Consider the following 18,720-nt stretch of genomic DNA (forward strand, 5'->3'; position numbering starts at 1 on the left):
GCATTTTAATCATCCGCACCAAGATACTGCGCTATGCTGCTCTGCCGAGTTTTGGCAGGCTTTCGGGCTTGCCCAGCATTGTCGTTGGTGGTGCGGACTCTCAAGCGTGAGGTAAGGGCAATTCGTGGATGCCTTGGCATGTACAGGCGATGAAGGACGTGGCACGCTGCGATAAGCTGCGGTGAGGTGTGAGCAACCTTTGACCCGCAGATTTCCGAATGGGGAAACCCACCTATCCCGATTAACTTCACCTCCGGGCAACCGGGGTTGTAGATAATTGGGGCAAGGTATCACTTAGCTGAATAAAATAGGCTTCGTGAAGCGAACCCGGCGAACTGAAACATCTCAGTAGCTGGAGGAAAAGACATCAACCGAGATTCCGTTAGTAGTGGCGAGCGAACGCGGACCAGGCCAGTGCCTGATATTCAACTAGCAGAAGCTTCTGGAAAGTAGCGCCATAGCGGGTGACAGCCCCGTATGCGAAAGTGATGTATCAGGACTCGAGTAGGGCGGGACACGTGTAATCCTGTCTGAACATAGGGGGACCACCCTCTAAGCCTAAATACTCGTACATGACCGATAGCGAACTAGTACCGTGAGGGAAAGGTGAAAAGCACCCCGATGAGGGGAGTGAAACAGTACCTGAAACGGATTGCCTACAAGCAGTAGGAGGGGTCTTGTGCCCTGACTGCGTACCTTTTGTATAATGGGTCTGTGACTTAATGTATCAAGCAAGCTTAAGCCGTTAGGTGTAGGCGCAGCGAAAGCGAGTCTGAATAGGGCGATTTAGTTTGATGTATTAGACCCGAAACCCGGCGATCTAGGCATGGCCAGGATGAAGGTGCGGTAACACGCACTGGAGGTCCGAACCGATTAACGTTGAAAAGTTATCGGATGAGCTGTGTTTAGGGGTGAAAGGCCAATCAAGCCGGGAAATAGCTGGTTCTCCGCGAAAACTATTTAGGTAGTGCCTCGGACGAATACCATAGGGGGTAGAGCACTGGATGGGCTAGGGGGTCGCGAGATCTACCAAACCTAACCAAACTCCGAATACCTATGAGTAATATCCGGGAGACAGACGGCGGGTGCTAAGGTCCGTCGTCAAAAGGGAAACAGCCCTGACCAACAGCTAAGGTCCCCAAGTCACGTCTAAGTGGGAAAGCATGTGGGATTTCCAAAACAACCAGGAGGTTGGCTTAGAAGCAGCCATCCTTTAAAGAAAGCGTAACAGCTCACTGGTCTAAACAAGAGATCCTGCGGCGAAAATGTAACGGGGCTCAAGACGTGCACCGAAGCTTTGGGTGTGTAGCAATACACGCGGTAGCGGAGCGTTCCGTAAGCCGGTGAAGCGGTCTGGTAATGGACCGTGGAGGTATCGGAAGTGCGAATGCAGACATGAGTAGCGATAAAAAGGGTGAGATGCCCTTTCGCCGAAAGACCAAGGGTTCCTGCGCAAGGCTAATCCGCGCAGGGTGAGTCGGCCCCTAAGACGAGCCCGAAGGGGGTAGTCGATGGGAACACGGTTAATATTCCGTGACCTGGTGGTGTGTGACGGATCTCGTGAGTTGTCTCTCCTTATTGGATTGGAGGGGCTTCGAAGAGGTTCCAGGAAATAGCCCCACCGTATAGACCGTACCCGAAACCGACACAGGTGGTCAGGTAGAGTATACCAAGGCGCTTGAGAGAAGTGTCCTGAAGGAACTCGGCAAATTGCCTCCGTACCTTCGGAAGAAGGAGGCCCCATCATTGGGCAACCAGTGGTGGGGGGCACAGGCCAGGGGGTAGCGACTGTTTAGCAAAAACACAGGGCTCTGCTAAGTCGGCTTCAAGACGACGTATAGGGCCTGACGCCTGCCCGGTGCCTGAAGGTTAAGTGGAGGGGTGCAAGCTCTGAAATGAAGCCCAGGTAAACGGCGGCCGTAACTATAACGGTCCTAAGGTAGCGAAATTCCTTGTCGGGTAAGTTCCGACCTGCACGAATGGCGTAACGACTTCCCCACTGTCTCCAGGACATGCTCAGCGAAATTGAATTCCCCGTGAAGATGCGGGGTTCCCGCGGTTAGACGGAAAGACCCCGTGCACCTTTACTGCAGCTTCAGAGTGGCATTAGGAAAGAACTGTGTAGCATAGGTGGGAGGCTTTGAAGCATCGGCGCCAGCTGATGTGGAGCCATAGGTGAAATACCACCCTGTTGTTTTCTGATGTCTAACCTCGATCCATGAAACTGGATCAGGGACCCTCTGTGGCGGGTAGTTTGACTGGGGCGGTCGCCTCCTAAAGAGTAACGGAGGCGCGCGATGGTGGGCTCAGGACGGTTGGAAACCGTCTGTTAGAGTGCAATGGCATAAGCCCGCCTGACTGCGAGACTGACAAGTCGAGCAGAGACGAAAGTCGGTCATAGTGATCCGGTGGTCCCTCGTGGAAGGGCCATCGCTCAACGGATAAAAGGTACGCCGGGGATAACAGGCTGATAACCCCCAAGAGCTCATATCGACGGGGTTGTTTGGCACCTCGATGTCGGCTCATCACATCCTGGGGCTGGAGCAGGTCCCAAGGGTTTGGCTGTTCGCCAATTAAAGTGGTACGTGAGCTGGGTTCAGAACGTCGCGAGACAGTTTGGTCCCTATCTGCCGTGGGCGTCGAAATTTGAGAGGAGTTGACCCTAGTACGAGAGGACCGGGTTGAACATACCTCTGGTGTACCTGTCGTTCTGCCAAGAGCGCAGCAGGGTAGCTATGTATGGACGGGATAACCGCTGAAAGCATCTAAGCGGGAAGCCTCCCTTGAGATAAGATTTCATAGGACGGTCGGAGACCACGACCTTGATAGATCGGATGTGGAAGTGCGGTAACGCATGGAGCTAACCGATACTAATTGTCCTATTCGCGCTTGAGAGTCCCGCCATCAACGACAATTTTGGGTAACCGGTATTGCGCTGATTGGGTGGATGATCGAGATGTGACGCCTGATTAAACAACTTGTTACAAGGTGCATCGATTTAAGAACCGTTTCTACGTGCGCTCGCACCGGCTTCATTGCTTGGTGGCTATAGCGTCAGTGCCCCACCCGATCCCATCCCGAACTCGGCCGTGAAACCTGACTGCGCCGATGGTACTATCGCTCAAGCGATGGAAGAGTAGGTCGTCGCCAGGCATTGTAGCCGGTGCGCGTGGACGAGAAACGTTTTGAAGAACCCATTCACATGTTATCCCTGCCTTTGGCGGGGATACTGGCGCGGGATGGAGCAGCCCGGTAGCTCGTCAGGCTCATAACCTGAAGGTCGCTGGTTCAAATCCAGCTCCCGCAACCAATTGAACTTGCGATTGCAGTTCAGCAAAATAGGCCGCCCCTCGTGGGCGGTTTTTTTGTGTCTTTTGAACATGATCCGGTGCGGGTAGGCCCTCGCCAGAGGCAAGCTGCAGAATCCCCGCGAGATCTCCGCGGACGTCGATCTCCATTCCCGACGGTTTTGGGGTGAGAACTATCGACTCCACCAGCGTGCGTAGTGCCTCCGCCGCTTCTAGACGCTCCTCATCGGTTTGACCGTGTAAAGCAGCGTGCAATTTCTCGACACGACCTCGATAACAACCAGCCATTTCGGGGTGCAGGAGTGGCGGCGGCAGGTCGGCCGCCGCGATCATCTTTTCCAGACCCGACTTCCGCGCCTCGAGCGCGACCATTTTCGCGTTCAGTCGGTCCGCCGCGCCTCCTTTGAGAATAAGATTTACCAGCATGTCGAGGTCGCGGTCGATGCGGGCAACCGCGGCCTGGGCAGAAGCGGTCGCTGCACTGGCTTCCATCCGCAGCCGATTGATCTCCAACGTGTACGCTTCACAGAACGCTGCGAACATTGCGGGCGCCATCAGACGATGGCGGAGCGCGTCGAGAACGCGCTTTTCCAATTCGTCACGCCGGATGTTTGCCCGATTGTCGCATGTGCCCTTGTTCCGCGCGGTCGAGCAACCAACGAGATGGGTCGAGATCATCGAATAGCCACCGCCACAGCAGCCGCAGCGCGTCAGGCCGCTCAGAAGATATTTCGGACGCTTGAAGTCTCTGAACGCCGGCTCGCTACCATCGCCGGCCGACGCCGTGACGTGTTTGGTCACTTCCTGTCGCTGTTTCGCTCTTTGCCAAAGTGCCTCGTCGACGATGCGGAGGTCGGGAACCTCCTGAATTACCCATTCGGCCGGATCGTTGAGACGCGACTGTCGCTTGCCCGTGACCGGATCCTTCAAATAGCGCAGGCGATTCCATACGATCCGGCCGACATAGAGTTCATTGTTCAGCAGGCCAGTGCCACGTTTCGGGTTTCCGAGGATGGTGCTGAATCCCCAAGCGCCACCCGACGGTCCGGGAATATTCTCCTGATTGAGGTCGCGCGCGATCTTCTTTGCCGACTTGCCGGCGGCGTAGTCCCGGAACACCCGTCGGACTATCTCTGCTTCAACCTGGTTGATCTTGCGATCGCCGCGGACCGCCGTTCCGTCTGGCCCGAACTGATGGACGACGTCATAGCCATAGGAATTGCCGCCCCCGGACTTTCCCAGTTCGACGCGGCCCCGGAGTCCCCGGCGCGTCTTGTCCGCAAGATCCTTGAGGAACAACGCGTTCATCGTTCCTTTCAGGCCGACATGGAGGTGCGAAACCTCTCCCTCGGAAAGGGTGATGATCTTCACGCCTGCATGGTTCATCCGTTTGAACAGCCCGGCTATGTCCTCCTGGTCTCGGCTGAGACGGTCCATTGCCTCGGCGAACACGATGTCGAACCGGCCTCGCGCCGCGTCCATCATCAATGCCTGAATGCCCGGCCTGAGTAATGAAGCGCCGGAGATGGCGTGATCGGTATATTCCTCTACCACGTGCCAGCCTTGGCTTTCGACGCGCAGACGACACACGCGCAACTGGTCCGCAATCGAGGCGTCGCGCTGATGGTCCGATGAATAACGCGCGTAAATAGCTACTCTCACGACCCAGCTCCCGCAGTGTCAGTGGCGCCGTTCGCGGTGCTCCCTGACATGTTGTTCCCAGTGTTCGCGGGCGGCACGCCGGGCAAGAATCCTGGCAATTTCGAGGAGCCGGGGATCAGGTCCGTCGCCGCTCACAGACAGCGCCAACGCCGACTGTTCTGGCGCTGTTCCGCAATTGTGCCGCCGCGGTGACGCCATTGTCAATCGGATCGTGACGGAAAAAGCGGCATGCAGAACTAAATGCGCCCTTTCGCACGTTCGGCCAAATACTTCTTTTACAACAACCGGTTATGATGTCGTCGCATGGTGTCGCTTAGCGAGTCCTGGCGCGTGGTGGCGTGGCGCCGCGTAGCAGAATCAGAAACAATCTCGCAGCCTGTCCTAACAATGTGACGCAACCGCGGACGCACTCCGACATCTAGCAAGGACCTTGTTGAACAAGGTCTGGGGCCAGCCGGCAAATGGGAACGCCTTCCCCTGCCGGCGAGCCTAGGAGGCGCGCCGGACCCCTTCTGCGGGAGTGGCCGTGGGCGCCCCCAGAGTAAGAGTGCGGCCGCGTCGGCCGTGACGGGTTGAGGGTGGCGAGAGAGGTCGAGCCCGCCCGTCGCGGAGAAGCGCGATGACTACGGCCCTGTCCGTTCTTACCGATCCCAGACATCAGTCTGCGCTCCGGCACGGTCCCGCAGAACTCATCGCGGCCCTCGCGCACGGCAAGGCTCCATGGCTGTGTCGCGACTGGCTGGCATCGGTCGGCGCGCTCCCGGACAATTTCGCGCCGTCTGGACGGCCTGATATCGAAGAAGGCTTCCACGAGCTCTTCGCCGCCACTGGAATGGATTACTGCTCTGGCGCATCGATCACCTTCTACTGCCAGTTCGACGACATGATCCATCTGACCAGTTGGACCGAGGCGAATGATGCCACCTACTGCAGCGACTGGATCCACGAACTGGCTCGTGCGACCGGCCACGCTTCACGCCTCGGCCGCGACCTTCCGCCTGCGGTCGGACATAACGCCCATGGCGTGGAGGCTCTCGTCACCGAGATCGCCGCAGCGATCGTTTGCTTTGATCTCGGGATCAGACCTGGCGTCCGCCATCCGGAATGCTGCCCGATCTGGATCGCCCTGCTGCGTGCCGACCCGCAGGCATTTGCCCGCGTGGTTCGGCACGCGCGGGAGGCTGCCGCCTACCTGTTATCCCGACGCGATGCCCAGGCCGAGGCCTATGCCAGGCTTGAGGCCGAGGAACTGCAGGCGGAGAGCGCGGAGCGCGCAGGCGCCGCGACGGTGCGGCGTTCGAGGCGGCAGGCTGAGAGGGAGAGATGGGCGCTGCGCTTCGCGACGGTGAGAAGGTCGGGAGAGAGGTTTCCCGCGCACCGTCATGGAGGCAACTCGTGACAAGTCTTTCAATCATGAATTCGCGCGGCGATGGCGCGCCGGTCGGTGCCGGCTACAAGGTGGATATCTCGCGTGGCCAGCGCATCGGCCGCGTATCGTCGGAATGGTTCTCGCGGCCCGACGACGAGCGATTCCTGTCGCTGACCGAGCTCTATGAGGCCGTGAAGGGTCGGGCCGATCGCGCAACCACCCGCACCGTCGAAACCCGGGACATCCGAGTTGAGGCACGCCGCGACGATCCCGATGCTCTGTCGCTGATCGTGCCCGGTCGTGCCGAACGGGTTGAACCGACAAACTGGTCGTTCGGCCAGCTCTGCAGTCTGGTCGGCGCGCCGGCGGGATATCTTCGCCAACTACCCGGACCCTTGTCCGGGATCAATCTGCAGCACGGCCTGCAGACCCATCGCGGCGAACTGATCAAGACGCTGGAAGCGGACGACGGCCGCGTCGAGCTGCGCGCCGCCACCGGCCCCGACTATGGTCGTATCTGGGATCATGAGCTCGTCGCCGCAGTGATGAAGATCGCGGGGAACGGCACTGGCGACACGCGCTGGAAGATCCCCGGCATGCTCGACTGGTCGAGTATGACGCATAACCCGTTTGTCGAGGTGACCAGGGACAGCACCACCCTGTATGCCAGCGACCGTGACGTGTTCCTGTTCCTGGTCGACGATGCCCATCCGGTCGAGGCGGGGCGGTTGCCGAACGGCGATCCGGATCTCTTCTTTCGCGGGTTCTATTGCTGGAACAGCGAGGTCGGCTCGAAAACGCTCGGCATGGCCAGTTTCTATCTCCGCGCGGTGTGCATGAATCGTAACATCTGGGGCGCCGAAGGCTTCGAGGAGATCAGCATCCGGCATAGCAAGTTCGCTGCAAGCCGGTTCGCGCACGAAGCCGCCCCAGCACTGGAGAACTTCGCGACCTCGTCGCCCGCGCCGTTCGTCAATGGCATCCGGGCAGCGCGCGAGGCGATCGTCGCGCGAAACGATGAGGAACGTCACGACTTCCTGCGGCGACGGGGCTTCTCCCGCGCCGACACGTCGAAGGTGATCTCGGCGGTGCTGTCCGAGGAAGGCCGGCCGCCCGAATCGATCTTCGATTTCGTGCAGGGGATCACGGCCATCGCCCGCACGCGCCCGCACCAGGACGCCCGGCTCGAGTTGGAAGGCAAGGCGACGAAAATCCTTGCCAGCGTCGGATAGTGTGAGGCGCGGCCGTAGATGGCCGCGGATGGACGACCAGCCTGGCGTGGCCCGTCTCCCTAGAGGGCGAGGGCTGCGCCTTGCTTCGTGACGGGTTGAGGGTCGGGAGAGAGTCTTCCGGCGGCCCGTCTCGGAGAAACGTCATGGGCAAAGCAGCCCCGAAACTCGTCCTGTCGCGCTCGCAGGATATCCCTTTCAACAAGCTGGTGCTGAGCCAGTCCAACGTCCGCGCGATCAACTGCGGCGTGTCGATCGGCGCGCTCGCCGCGGACATCGCGCGCCGCACGCTCATCCAGAGCCTGAACGTCCGTCCGGTGCTGGACGAGACCGGCGCCGAGACTGGCACGTTCGAGGTGCCGGCCGGTGGCCGTCGCTTCCGCGCTCTGGAAATGCTCGTGCAGCAGAAGAAGTTCGCCAAGGATGGCCCGGTTCCGTGTGTCGTTCGCCTGGTCTCGGGCGACGAGGATCCGTCTGCGGAGGAAGACTCGCTGGCCGAGAACGTGTTCCGCCAGCAGCTTCATCCGCTCGACCAGTTCCGCGCGATGCAGACGCTTGCCGATCAGGGTTCCGCGATCGACGACATCGCGGCGCGCTTCATGACGACCCCGGCCGTGGTGCGGCAGCGGTTGAAGCTGGCCTCGGTCTCGCCGGCGCTGTGCCAGGTCTATGCCGATGACGGCATGACGCTGGAGCAGCTGATGGCCTTCAGTGTATCCGACGACCATGCCCGCCAGGAACAGGTTTGGGACATCGTTTCCAAGGGCCATGATCGCTCCTCCCATAGCATCCGTCGCCGCCTGACCGAGGACAGCGTGCGCGCGACCGATCGTCGGGTGCTGTTCGTCGGCCTAGACGCCTATCTCGCCGCGGGCGGAACGGTGATGCGCGACCTGTTCGAGGACGATCGCGGCGGCTGGCTGCAGGATGTCGGTCTGCTCGATCAGCTGGTCCTGGAGAAGCTCGGCGCCGAGGGCGAGCGCATCGGCCAGGAAGGCTGGAAGTGGGTCGCGGTCGCTCTCGACTTCACCTACGGCCATGCCGACGAGATGCGGCAGCTCGACGGGTTCGATGTGCCGATCGACAGCGACGAGCAGGCCCGGCTGGAGGCACTGGAAGCTGAGATCGAGGCGATCGAGGCTGAATGGGGCCAGACCTCGGACGTGCCCGAAGACGTCAATCAGCGCTACGTCGCCGCACAGCGCGAGATGCGCGCCATCGGCGAGCGGCCAATCGCCTTCGAACCCGCGGACATGGCGATCGCCGGCGTGTTTGTCAGCCTCGATCATGACGGGACGCTCGATGTCGAGCGCGGCTTCGTCCGGCCCGATGATGAGCCCGCCGAAGAAGGCGCATCGCAGGGCGAAGGCGGTGGAAACAACAGCGGCGATGGCGACGGTGATACGGGTCGCGATCGCCAGCCTGCCACGGTCACGATCGGAGGAGAGCCGGTCCAGCCGGCCGGAGATGAGGACGATGACGTCGTCCGCCCGCTTCCCGACAAGCTCCTGACCGAACTGACCGTTCACCGCACGCTCGCGCTGAGCAATGCGCTCGCGGCCAAACCGTCGGTCGCCTTCCACGCGATGCTGCATGCGATGGTGCTGTCGGTCTTTTACTATGCCAGTCGGGAATCCTGCCTCGGCATCTCGCTGGTTCGTCCGCAGTTCATGCATCAGGAGCCGCGGCTGTCCGAATGCCCGTCCGCCATCGCGATCGACGCCCGTGCCGAGCATTGGAAGGCCGTCCTGCCGAAGAACGACAGCGAACTCTGGGAGGCGCTGATCGCGTTGTCCGCCGACGACCAGGCGGCATTGTTCGCGCACTGCGCATCCAACGCGGTGAATGCCGTTTGGGAGGCGTGCGGCCGCTATGACAACGGACGCATCTCGCCAGCGACCATCGAGAGCCGCATCGCACATAGCAACGTCATCGCCCGCGCGGTCGGCCTCGACATGGTGGCGGCAGGCTGGACGCCGACGGTCGATCGCTACCTCGGCCGCGTGACCAAGCCGCGCATACTTGAAGCGGTCACCGAAGCGCTCGGCGAGGAGAAGGCCGGGCTGATCGGGCACCTCAAAAAGGGCGACATGGCGCAGCAAGCCGAGCGCCTGCTGGACGGCGTCGGCTGGTTGCCCGAACCGCTCCGTACACCGAGTGATGTCGGCGGCGACGATGGCGATCCCGTCGCTGGCGAAGCCGAGGCCGGCGACCACGCCGAGCTTCCGGCATTCCTCGCCAACGACGACGAGGCCGAACTGGCCGTGGCCGCCGAATAGCCGGTCACCTGCGGGGCGGTCGTCGGCCGCCCCGCCTCCTTCCCAAAATCTCGCAGAGCCCGGCCATCGCGCCGGGCTTTTGCATGTCTGGAGTATCTCCATGTCCGATCAGCATCAGCTTGAGGTTTCCCCACATACCCTCGGTACCGCTGCCGACACTCTTGGCCGCGCCACGAAACGCGCCGACGCGCTGCTTCTAGCCGCGGGTTTGTTGATGGCACGGCTCGAGTCCGGCACCCCGATCGACGTCGCCGTCATGCGAGCGGCAATGGAAGTGGCGTTCGGCGGCACCGACGCTGAGGGCGCGTGGGACTGGAAGACCGCCTATGACGCGGGCGAAGCGGCCCAGGTCCTGTTCCTGCGCAAATATGGTGCCGCGCTTCGCCGCCAGTCCCCGCAAGCCGCGCTGAAAGCAATCGAGCGCGTTGCGGCGCTGGTACCGACCCACACGCGCCGTTCCGAGACGAGCGTCGCGCTCGACCAGTTCAGCACGCCGGCCGGGCTCGCCTTCGTCGCTACATTGGCCGCGTCGATCGTGCGCGGTGATGTGTTGCTCGAACCATCGGCAGGCACTGGGCTGATTGCGGTCCATGCCGAGTGTGACGGCGCAGCATTGGTGCTCAACGAACTCGGCAAAACGCGCGAAGCGCTGCTCACCCGACTGTTTCCCGATGCGCTCATTCGTCATGACGATGCGGCGCATATCGACGATTACCTGCCGGCCAGGATCTCGCCGAGCGTCGTGGTGATGAACCCGCCCTTCTCCGCGGTTGCGCATATCAGCCGCGCGATCAAGGGCACCGCGCTCCGCCACATCGCCTCGGCGCTCGCGCGCCTGGCGCCGGGCGGCCGGCTTGTGGCAATCACCGGCGCTGGTTGCTCGCCTTATGCACCAGACTGGGCCGATGACTATGCCGACCTGCAGGAGCACGGCCGGGTGTTGTTCTCCGCCGCGATCGACGGGCGGGTTTATGCGCGGCACGGCACCACGGTCGACACGCGGCTGACGATCATCGACAAGGTGCCGGCGGACGCTCCGAGGGCCTTCCCGCCATCGCCCGGTTCCGCACCGGACACAGCGACTTTGCTCGATTGGGTGATCGCCCAGGTCCCGCCGCGGACACCGTCGCCATCGACGGCGCTTGCACTTCCTATCGTTGCAGCGGTCCCGGCAAACGCGTCGCGCGCTCCTGCGGTTTGCGCCGCGCCCCGGATCGCGGAAGCCGCGTCGGTCGAACTGGAATTCGAAACGATCGACTGGGCAGCCGATGCCGCATCAGAGCCAAGCGACGCAATCTACGAGGCTTATCGATGCCAGTCGCTGCGCATCCCGGGCGCCAGGCCACATCCGACGCCGCTGGTCCAGTCGGTGGCAATGGCCTCGGTCGCGCCGCCGCGTGCGACCTATCGTCCGCACCTGCCCGCCGGCCTCGTCGAAGCTGGGCTGTTGTCGGAACCCCAGCTCGAATCCGTCATCTATGCCGGCGAGGCACATGCCCAGTTCCTCGCCGGCAGCTGGGCGGTCGACGAGACCTGGGACCTGGTCAAGCCAGCGCCGACGGATGCTGAGGGCGTGGTCAGTTTCCGCCGCGGCTGGTTCCTCGGCGACGGGACCGGCGCCGGCAAGGGCCGTCAGGTTGCCGGCATGATCCTCGATAACTGGCTGAAGGGCAGGCGCCGGGCGCTGTGGATCAGCAAGTCCGACAAGCTGCTCGCGGATGCGCAGCGCGACTGGTCGGCGCTGGGGCAGGAGCGCCTTTTGGTCACGCCGCTGTCGCGGTTCCGCCAGGGGACCCCGATCAAGCTCAGAGAAGGCATATTGTTCACGACCTATGCGACGCTGCGGTCGCAGGATCGCGGAGGCAAGGCCAGCCGGCTGCGCCAGATCGTCGAATGGCTCGGCAGCGACTTCGACGGCGCGATCATCTTCGACGAGGCGCACGCCATGGCCAATGCCGCCGGTGGCAAGGGCGAGCGCGGCGATGTCGCGGCGTCGCAGCAGGGGCGTGCCGGCCTTCGGTTGCAGCATGCCTTGCCCGACGTCCGGATCGTCTATGTATCGGCGACCGGTGCCACGACGGTGCAGAACCTCGCTTATGCGCAAAGGCTCGGCCTGTGGGGCGGGGCGGATTTTCCGTTCGCCAACCGGTCGGAGTTCGTCGCCGCGATCGAGGCAGGCGGCGTCGCGGCGATGGAAGTGCTCGCCCGTGATCTGAAAGCACTCGGCCTGTACGCCGCACGTTCGCTATCGTTCGACGGCGTCGAATATGAGCTGCTCGAGCATGAGCTCACCCCCGAGCAGATACGCATCTATGACGGCTATGCCGCAGCGTTCCAGGTCATCCACAACAATCTCAACAAGGCGCTCGAGGCGGCGAACGTCACAAGCGCGACCGGCACGCTCAACAGCCAGGCAAAGTCTGCGGCGCGTTCGGTGTTCGAGGGCGCCAAGCAGCGCTTCTTCAATCACCTCATCACCGCGATGCAAACGCCGAGCCTGACCGCCTCCATCGCCCGCGATCTGGAGGAGGGTCATGCCGTCGTCGTTCAGATCGTCTCGACCGGGGAAGCGCTGATGGAACGGCGCCTGGCCGAGATCCCGACCGAGGAGTGGGGCGACGTGCGGGTCGACATCACGCCGCGCGAATATGTCCTCGACTATCTCGCGCACGGATTTCCCGTGCAGCTCTATGAGCCGTTCGAGGATGGGGAGGCCAACATCTCTTCCCGGCCCGTCTATATCGATGGCAATCCGGTCGAGTGCCGCGAGGCCGTGCGGCGGCGCGACCGGATGATCGAGCGACTGGCAGCCCTGCCGCCGGTGCCCGGGGCGCTCGACCAGATCCTGCACCGGTTCGGCACCGACCAGGTCGCCGAGGTCACCGGGCGGTCGCGCCGCATCGTCACGCGGCAGGGCGGCGATGGCACCATGCGGTTTGCGGTCGAAAACCGGCCGGCGTCCGCGAGCCTCGCCGAGGCGCAGGCGTTCATGGACGACGCCAAGCGCATCCTGATTTTCTCCGACGCCGGGGGAACCGGGCGTTCCTATCATGCCGATCTCGACGCGGCGAACCAGCGCCTGCGCGTACACTATCTGCTCGAGGCAGGGTGGAAGGCAGACAATGCCATCCAGGGGTTCGGCCGCACCAATCGTACCAATCAGAAACAGCCGCCACGATTCAGGCCAGTGTCGGCCGATGTGAAGGCGCAGAAGCGTTTCATCTCGACCATCGCGCGCCGCCTCGACACGATGGGTGCGATCACGCGCGGCCAGCGCCAGACCGGCGGCCAGAATATGTTCCGGCCAGAGGACAATCTCGAATCCTGGTATGCCCGTGACGCGCTGCGGCAGCTCTACGTGCTGCTCGTGCGCGGCAAGGTCGACGGCTGCTCGCTCGCCCAGTTTGAGGATGCGACGGGATTGTCGCTGCTCGACCAGGGCACGCTGCGCGACGAACTGCCGCCGATCACCACGTTCCTCAATCGCATGCTGGCGTTGACCATCGAACTGCAGAACATCCTGTTCACGGCGTTCGAAGACCTGCTCGCGGCGCGGATCGAAGGCGCGATTGCGGGCGGCACCTATGAGCTGGGACTCGAGACGCTGATCGCCGACGGGTTCACTATCGTCGACCGACGGACGATCTACACTCATCCAGCGACCGGCGCGCAGACCCGGCTGCTGACGATCGAGCGGCGCGACCGCAACCAGCCTCGCGCCGCCGTGGAAATCCTGCGGAGCCGATCGCGTGACGCGGTGCCGCTGGTCAACGCTCGGTCGGGGCGCGCCGCGATGCAGGTTGGCGCGCGAAGCCTGCTGCTCGACGATGGCACGGTCGAGGCGCGGGTGCGCCTGATCCGACCGATGGAGGCGCCGACCCTGCCGCGCGATGCGATGGCAGAGACGCATTGGGAGCGCGCCGACGAAGCGACGTTCAGTGCGGCCTGGGATGCCGAGGTCGCCACTGTCCCTGAATATCAGACCAGCCAGATGCATATCGTGACTGGTCTGCTCCTGCCGATCTGGAAGCGGCTGCCAAAGGAATCGACCCGCGTTTATCGCCTGCACGCCGATGATGGCGAACAGATTGTCGGCCGCCGCGTGTCCCCGGCCTGGGTGGCTTCGATCGTCGAGACCGAGCCACCGACTCTCAAGCCGGAACAGACCTGGCCGATGCTGCTCGCCGGCGAGGCGACCCTTCACCTTGCCGAAAGTCCGACCTTGTCGCGGGTTCGGTCGATGAACGTGCCGCGCATCGAGCTGACCGGGTTCAGCGATCTCGCGCTCGACCGGTTGAAGGCTTGTGGCTTGATCTCGGAAATCATCTCGTGGAAGCTGCGGCTGTTCGTGCCGACGGGGGCCGACGGCGCGGATGCGTTCGTGCGACTGCTGCAGCTTTATCCGCTCCAGCGTGTCGTCGAGCGCTGACGCTGCGGCGGCAATCGCACCCGGCCTTTGCACGCCATCGAGGCCGCAAGGGGCGGGCTCGAAACTGCGAAGGAACTTTATCATGGCATTCATCGGCAGCTTCAAGAAGGTCGGCACCGACTATTCGGGCGAGATCGTCACCCTCGGCGTCCAGGCCAAGGGCGTCCGCATTGTCCCGGAGACCAACCGCTCGAACGACGACGCACCGACCCACCGCGTGTTCGTCGGCCGCGCCGAGATCGGCGCCGCCTGGAAGCGCACTTCCAATCAAGGCCGCGACTATCTCTCGCTCAAGCTCGACGATCCGAGCTTTACGGCACCCATCTTCGCCAACCTGTTCGACGACGAAGGCGAGGACACCTACAGCCTGATCTGGTCGCGCCCGAGCAAGGCGGCGAACGACTGAGCGGTCAGGAGCCCCGTCCGGCGATGCCGGGCGGGGCTTTCCGCTTTTTTGCCGCGGACGTGGACGACCGGTGGTCGCGAACACACATCCGACACGACCTATCCCCTCGCGGGTAGAACGGTCTTCGCGACAGCGGAGAGCCTTTGCGACGATCGGCCAAACGTCATCGCCGATGCGCGGCGACGATAGCGAATGCTCTCGCAAGATCGGCGTTGGAGGGTGTGAATGCCTGTCTGCTCAAAGGCATGATCGCATCCTCGCACGGGCAATTCTGCTCATCCTGCAATTGGTCGATCGATCCCCCTTCAACGGGTCGGGGGAAATGCGATCGTCAGACAGGCGCCTTTTCGGATCGTCGATGTCGACGACCGCGAGCGTCTCGACCTGATCGATTTCGCGCAGGAATTTCTCCGCCGCAATCCCGACTATCGCGGCGACTGGCGTCGCCGCGATAGTCGGCGGGACGACGCATCGCTGGAAGGAGGGCTGGCCCGGCAATGGGGTCTCGCGCGTCTCTTTCGATCCCGACCGAACGCCGCTTGAGGCGCCCGCACTGTGGCTTCAGCCAGCTTGTGACGCCATTGTCGTGCTCGGCCGCGCGCCGCCTGGCTTCGCCGGCGCCGCGCGCGCCGAGCAGTTGGTCGCGCCGATCGCAGCGCATGATGATGTCGGCCAGCGCCATCTGGTCATTGACGTAACGGGCGCGCGTCAACGTTTCTGGCTGCTCGAATGCGCGCCCGGAATGCCGTTGACGATCATTCTTCCAATGGCGGGCGAAGCCGCACTTCTCGCCGCCGCGAGTGCGCGCGAGGCTTTCGCGAATGACCGAGCCGTCGCGAATCCTGCGATCCAGCCGACCGAATTCCAGCGCCAGCGGCTGGCGATGCTCGTCGCCATTTTCGATGCGGCGCAGGCTGGCGCCAGCAACCGCGAGATTGGTACCGGGATCATCTATCCGCGCCTTGCCGGCCTCGGCGCACAGGCGTGGAAAGCGTCCAGCGAGCGCCGGCACACCCAGCGCATGATCTCAGAAGCCGAAGCGATGGTGAGCGGCGGCTATCGCCGCCTGCTCACCGACCGCGATCGCGTGCCTACGTAGGGGCGACATTTATGGAGTGCGCATTCAGCCGCTCCGCCACCCTTCCGGCGGCACGCCACAAGCACCGGCGACAGGACGGGACTGGCGAACGCCACCCGGCCACACGCCGGAGAACTCGATATGTCGCTATTGCCGACGGGGCAGCCCCTCCCCTATCTTCGCACACCTGACGCCGCGCGCCTGCTTGGCCTCTCGGCGCGGACGCTGGAAAAGCATCGCTGCTTCGGTACCGGCCCGGCCTATCGCAAGCTTGGCGGTCGCGTGGTGTATGCGGTCGGCGACCTGCAAAGCTGGGCCGACCAGGGCCATCGCCAGTCCACCTCGGACCCCGGCCACGGTATCGTTCATCCGGCCCGGCGGCTGGACGAGCAGCTGTCCCGCGGCGGTCCGGTGCGCCGATGAACGGGCGTCCGCGCGCCCTCGCCGCGCCTGCTGCAAGCAGCGTACAGCTCGAACTGTTTCGCGCGATTCCGGGGCCGATTGCACCGCGCGATGCGCAGGATCTCATGACCTGGCCGTTCTTCAGCCTCGCCAAATCCCGGCGCGTTCGTGCGCGGATCGGCCAGGTGCTGCTGTTCGACCCGACCAATGTGAGTTCGTCGCGCTACAATCCGCTGCTCGAGGTGCGCCGCGGCGAATGGGAAGTGCGCGACGTGCAGAATGTCGCCGACGTGCTGGTCGACCCAGAGGGGAGCCTGGAGAAGCGCAATCACTGGGAGAAGACCAGCCACGCGCTGCTGGTCGGCGCGATCCTTCACGTCCTCTATGCCGAGCCGAACAAGACCCTGGCCGGGGTGGCCGCGTTCCTGTCCGATCCTAAGCGGCCGATCGAGTCGACTCTGCGGGCGATGATGACCACCCGGCATCTCGGCAGCTCGGGTGTCCATCCGGTGGTCGCGTCCGCGGCGCGCGAGTTGCTCAACAAGGCGGACAATGAACGCTCCGGCGTGCTGTCGACCGCCATGTCGTTCCTCGGACTGTACCGCGACCCTGTGGTGGCGCAGGTCACGGGCGCCAGCGACTGGCGGATCGCCGACCTGGTAGATAGGGCACGGCCGGCAAGCCTGTACCTGGTCGTGCCGCCTTCCGACATATCGCGGACCAAGCCGCTGGTTCGTCTGATCCTCAACCAGATCGGTCGTCGCCTGACCGAAGAGCTGACGCCCAAGACCCGGCGCCACCGCGTCCTCCTGATGCTCGACGAGTTTCCCGCGCTGGGTCGGCTCGACTTCTTCGAGAGCGCGCTCGCCTTCATGGCCGGGTACGGCATCAAAGGGTTCCTGATCGCCCAGAGCCTCAACCAGATCGAGAAAGCCTATGGCGCGAACAACGCCATCCTCGACAACTGTCATGTCCGGGTAAGCTTTGCGACCAACGATGAGCGCACCGCCAAGCGCGTGTCGGACGCGCTCGGGACCGCGACCGAGATGCGGGCGATGCGCAACTATGCCGGGCACCGTCTCGCGCCCTGGCTAGGTCATCTGATGGTGTCGCGTACCGAGACCGCCCGGCAACTCCTCACGCCGGGCGAAGTGATGCAGCTTCCGCCAGACGAGGAGATCGTGATGGCTGCTGGCGTGGCACCAATCAGGGCGCGGAAAGCCCGCTACTATGAGGATCGTCGCTTCGCGGCACGCCTGCTGCCCGCGCCGTCACCGTCGCGGACGGCGGAGGGTCAGGCAAAGGATGACTGGTCGGCGCGCGCGCCGATCGCCGCACCACCAGAGCCTCAAGCTGCGCAGACGGCGCACCCACCATCGCCCGAGCCTGCCGCGCGCGACAGGCGCGACGAACCGGCTGAAGACGCCCGGCCTGCGAGCGACGATCCCGCCAACGCCGGCATCCGGACCGAGCCTGAACTGCCAGTGCAGGAGGAGATCGTGGCCAGACCCAATGCGCCGCAAGCCGAGATCAAGGCCGACGAGGCCGGGGTCGAGATCGACGCCGCCGCCGCGACGCAACTTCGCGAACAGCTCAACCGGGTCGCACGCCAAGCGGCGATGGACCCAAAGGATGGAATGGAATTATGACGAGCGCTGCACGTATCAAGGTTACGCATCGCTTGCCGGTCGCTCTTGCCCGGCTGGTGGCCGATCAGGCCCGTTCGCGACGGGTGTCGCAGACCGCCGTGATGGAGGCCGCGCTTTCGTCATTTTTTTCGGCAGATGGCGCGGAACGCCTCGAGGGAGCGATCAGCCGCCGGCTCGATCGGCATGGCCGACAGAACGACCGTATCGGATGGAAGGTCGATGTCGTCATCGAAGCACTTTCCGAGTTCGTGCTCCTGTGGTTCGACAATATGCCGCAGAGGCCGGGTGCCATGACCGCCGCGGCCGAGGCGAAGAACAAGGAGCGCTGGGCCGCCTTTGTCGATGCGCTGGCACGGCGATTGGAAAGCGGCGAACGGGTCGAAACGCGCGTCTTGCGCGACATCGCCGCGCGGCAAGCCCTGACCTGAGAGCGATCGATCAGCCGAGGGGGCGGGTCGGCTTCAGATCCGCCCCGGCAAATGGGATCGACAACGATCCCCGATCCGAAGGTCTGAGGACCGCCATTGCGGTCCCGCAGCGGAGCTATCAAACCGGGTCAACGCGGTCGCTGGTCGGACAAACGAGGCGCTAGGGATTTTCCCGGTTGATCATCGCCACGGGCCACGGTTCTGCTTCGGTCATGTCTTCGGCAAACGATTCGTGGCCGCGCGATGCGCTCTACTTCATCCGCGAAGGCGAGGAGCGCTGGTTCGTTTCTCACAGCGGTGCGCAATATCCCTATCGGAGCCGGCATATCGCGATCGAGGCAGCCGTCGACGCCGCCAACTCGTCCGGCAAGCGGGGCCATCATGCCCAGGTGCTCGTCCGCGACGGGGCCGATGACTGGCAGCCCATCTGGACCTATGGCTTGGATTCCTACTCCTGGGCCGGCGACCGGCTGCCTTGAGC

At 63.3% G+C, this 18,720-nt stretch carries 12 protein-coding genes, 1 tRNA gene and 2 rRNA genes; 14 read left to right on the forward strand and 1 reads right to left on the reverse strand.

Annotated elements, in window-relative coordinates:
• Positions 1–101: 101 nt before the first annotated feature.
• The 3 genes from U1839_RS10145 (at position 102) to U1839_RS10155 (ending at position 3,310) form a co-directional block, all read left to right on the forward strand.
• Positions 102–2,894 (forward strand): 23S ribosomal RNA (locus U1839_RS10145).
• 144 nt (positions 2,895–3,038) lie between these two features.
• Positions 3,039–3,153 (forward strand): 5S ribosomal RNA (rrf, locus tag U1839_RS10150).
• Between the two features lie 80 nt (positions 3,154–3,233).
• Positions 3,234–3,310 (forward strand) — tRNA-Met (locus tag U1839_RS10155).
• Here U1839_RS10155 and U1839_RS10160 read toward each other — a convergent pair.
• Positions 3,267–4,970, reverse strand: coding sequence for a recombinase family protein (locus tag U1839_RS10160; protein WP_332803553.1), 1,704 nt, complete (start codon positions 4,968–4,970; stop codon positions 3,267–3,269). The genes U1839_RS10155 and U1839_RS10160 overlap by 44 nt on opposite strands.
• A gap of 619 nt (positions 4,971–5,589) precedes the next feature.
• On the opposite strand from U1839_RS10160, the gene U1839_RS10165 reads away from it, so the two are divergent.
• The 11 genes from U1839_RS10165 (at position 5,590) to U1839_RS10215 (ending at position 18,718) form a co-directional block, all read left to right on the forward strand.
• Positions 5,590–6,369, forward strand: a complete 780-nt coding sequence (locus U1839_RS10165) for a zincin-like metallopeptidase domain-containing protein (protein ID WP_332803520.1) — start codon at positions 5,590–5,592, stop codon at positions 6,367–6,369.
• A 14-nt stretch (positions 6,370–6,383) separates the two neighbouring features.
• Entirely contained in the window at positions 6,384–7,571 is a 1,188-nt protein-coding gene (locus U1839_RS10170) for a DUF932 domain-containing protein (RefSeq protein ID WP_332803554.1), read from the forward strand.
• Positions 7,572–7,714: 143 nt separating this feature from the next.
• Complete coding sequence (locus U1839_RS10175; RefSeq protein ID WP_332803521.1) at positions 7,715–9,847, forward strand: ParB/RepB/Spo0J family partition protein; 2,133 nt, start codon at positions 7,715–7,717, stop codon at positions 9,845–9,847.
• A 214-nt stretch (positions 9,848–10,061) separates the two neighbouring features.
• The gene (locus U1839_RS10180; RefSeq protein WP_332803522.1) at positions 10,062–14,276 is read left to right on the forward strand and encodes a strawberry notch-like NTP hydrolase domain-containing protein; all 4,215 of its coding nucleotides are present in this window, start codon (positions 10,062–10,064) and stop codon (positions 14,274–14,276) included.
• Between the two features lie 82 nt (positions 14,277–14,358).
• The gene (locus U1839_RS10185) at positions 14,359–14,682 is read left to right on the forward strand and encodes a DUF736 domain-containing protein (RefSeq protein WP_332803523.1); all 324 of its coding nucleotides are present in this window, start codon (positions 14,359–14,361) and stop codon (positions 14,680–14,682) included.
• 351 nt (positions 14,683–15,033) lie between these two features.
• On the forward strand, positions 15,034–15,225 hold the full coding sequence (locus U1839_RS10190; RefSeq protein WP_443030600.1) for a transcriptional regulator domain-containing protein: 192 nt from the start codon (positions 15,034–15,036) through the stop codon (positions 15,223–15,225).
• A 43-nt stretch (positions 15,226–15,268) separates the two neighbouring features.
• Positions 15,269–15,781, forward strand: a complete 513-nt coding sequence (locus tag U1839_RS10195; RefSeq protein WP_332803524.1) for a DUF2285 domain-containing protein — start codon at positions 15,269–15,271, stop codon at positions 15,779–15,781.
• A 120-nt stretch (positions 15,782–15,901) separates the two neighbouring features.
• Positions 15,902–16,183, forward strand: coding sequence for a helix-turn-helix transcriptional regulator (locus U1839_RS10200; protein WP_332803525.1), 282 nt, complete (start codon positions 15,902–15,904; stop codon positions 16,181–16,183).
• Positions 16,180–17,811 carry an IncP-type conjugal transfer protein TraG gene (gene traG, locus U1839_RS10205; protein WP_503653351.1) on the forward strand — a complete coding sequence of 544 codons (1,632 nt, stop codon included), beginning with the start codon at positions 16,180–16,182 and terminating at the stop codon, positions 17,809–17,811. The genes U1839_RS10200 and traG overlap by 4 nt, the downstream gene beginning before the upstream one ends.
• On the forward strand, positions 17,808–18,239 hold the full coding sequence (locus U1839_RS10210) for a CopG family transcriptional regulator (protein WP_332803526.1): 432 nt from the start codon (positions 17,808–17,810) through the stop codon (positions 18,237–18,239). Before traG ends, U1839_RS10210 begins: the two co-directional genes overlap by 4 nt.
• A 176-nt stretch (positions 18,240–18,415) precedes the next feature.
• Complete coding sequence (locus U1839_RS10215) at positions 18,416–18,718, forward strand: hypothetical protein (RefSeq protein ID WP_332803527.1); 303 nt, start codon at positions 18,416–18,418, stop codon at positions 18,716–18,718.
• Positions 18,719–18,720: the final 2 nt, after the last annotated feature.

Source organism: Parasphingomonas halimpatiens, from assembly GCF_036663795.1.
Classification (GTDB): Bacteria; Pseudomonadota; Alphaproteobacteria; order Sphingomonadales; family Sphingomonadaceae; genus Sphingomonas.

Bases quoted from the DNA above. Each gene is read 5' to 3' on its own strand.
- U1839_RS10200 (WP_332803525.1), top strand. From the start codon at position 15,902: ATGTCGCTATTGCCGACGGGGCAGCCCCTCCCCTATCTTCGCACACCT.
- U1839_RS10185 (WP_332803523.1), top strand. From the start codon at position 14,359: ATGGCATTCATCGGCAGCTTCAAGAAGGTCGGCACCGACTATTCGGGC.
- U1839_RS10210 (WP_332803526.1), top strand. From the start codon at position 17,808: ATGACGAGCGCTGCACGTATCAAGGTTACGCATCGCTTGCCGGTCGCT.
- U1839_RS10170 (WP_332803554.1), top strand. From the start codon at position 6,384: ATGAATTCGCGCGGCGATGGCGCGCCGGTCGGTGCCGGCTACAAGGTG.
- U1839_RS10175 (WP_332803521.1), top strand. From the start codon at position 7,715: ATGGGCAAAGCAGCCCCGAAACTCGTCCTGTCGCGCTCGCAGGATATC.
- U1839_RS10180 (WP_332803522.1), top strand. From the start codon at position 10,062: ATGGCACGGCTCGAGTCCGGCACCCCGATCGACGTCGCCGTCATGCGA.
- traG (WP_503653351.1), top strand. From the start codon at position 16,180: ATGAACGGGCGTCCGCGCGCCCTCGCCGCGCCTGCTGCAAGCAGCGTA.
- U1839_RS10165 (WP_332803520.1), top strand. From the start codon at position 5,590: ATGACTACGGCCCTGTCCGTTCTTACCGATCCCAGACATCAGTCTGCG.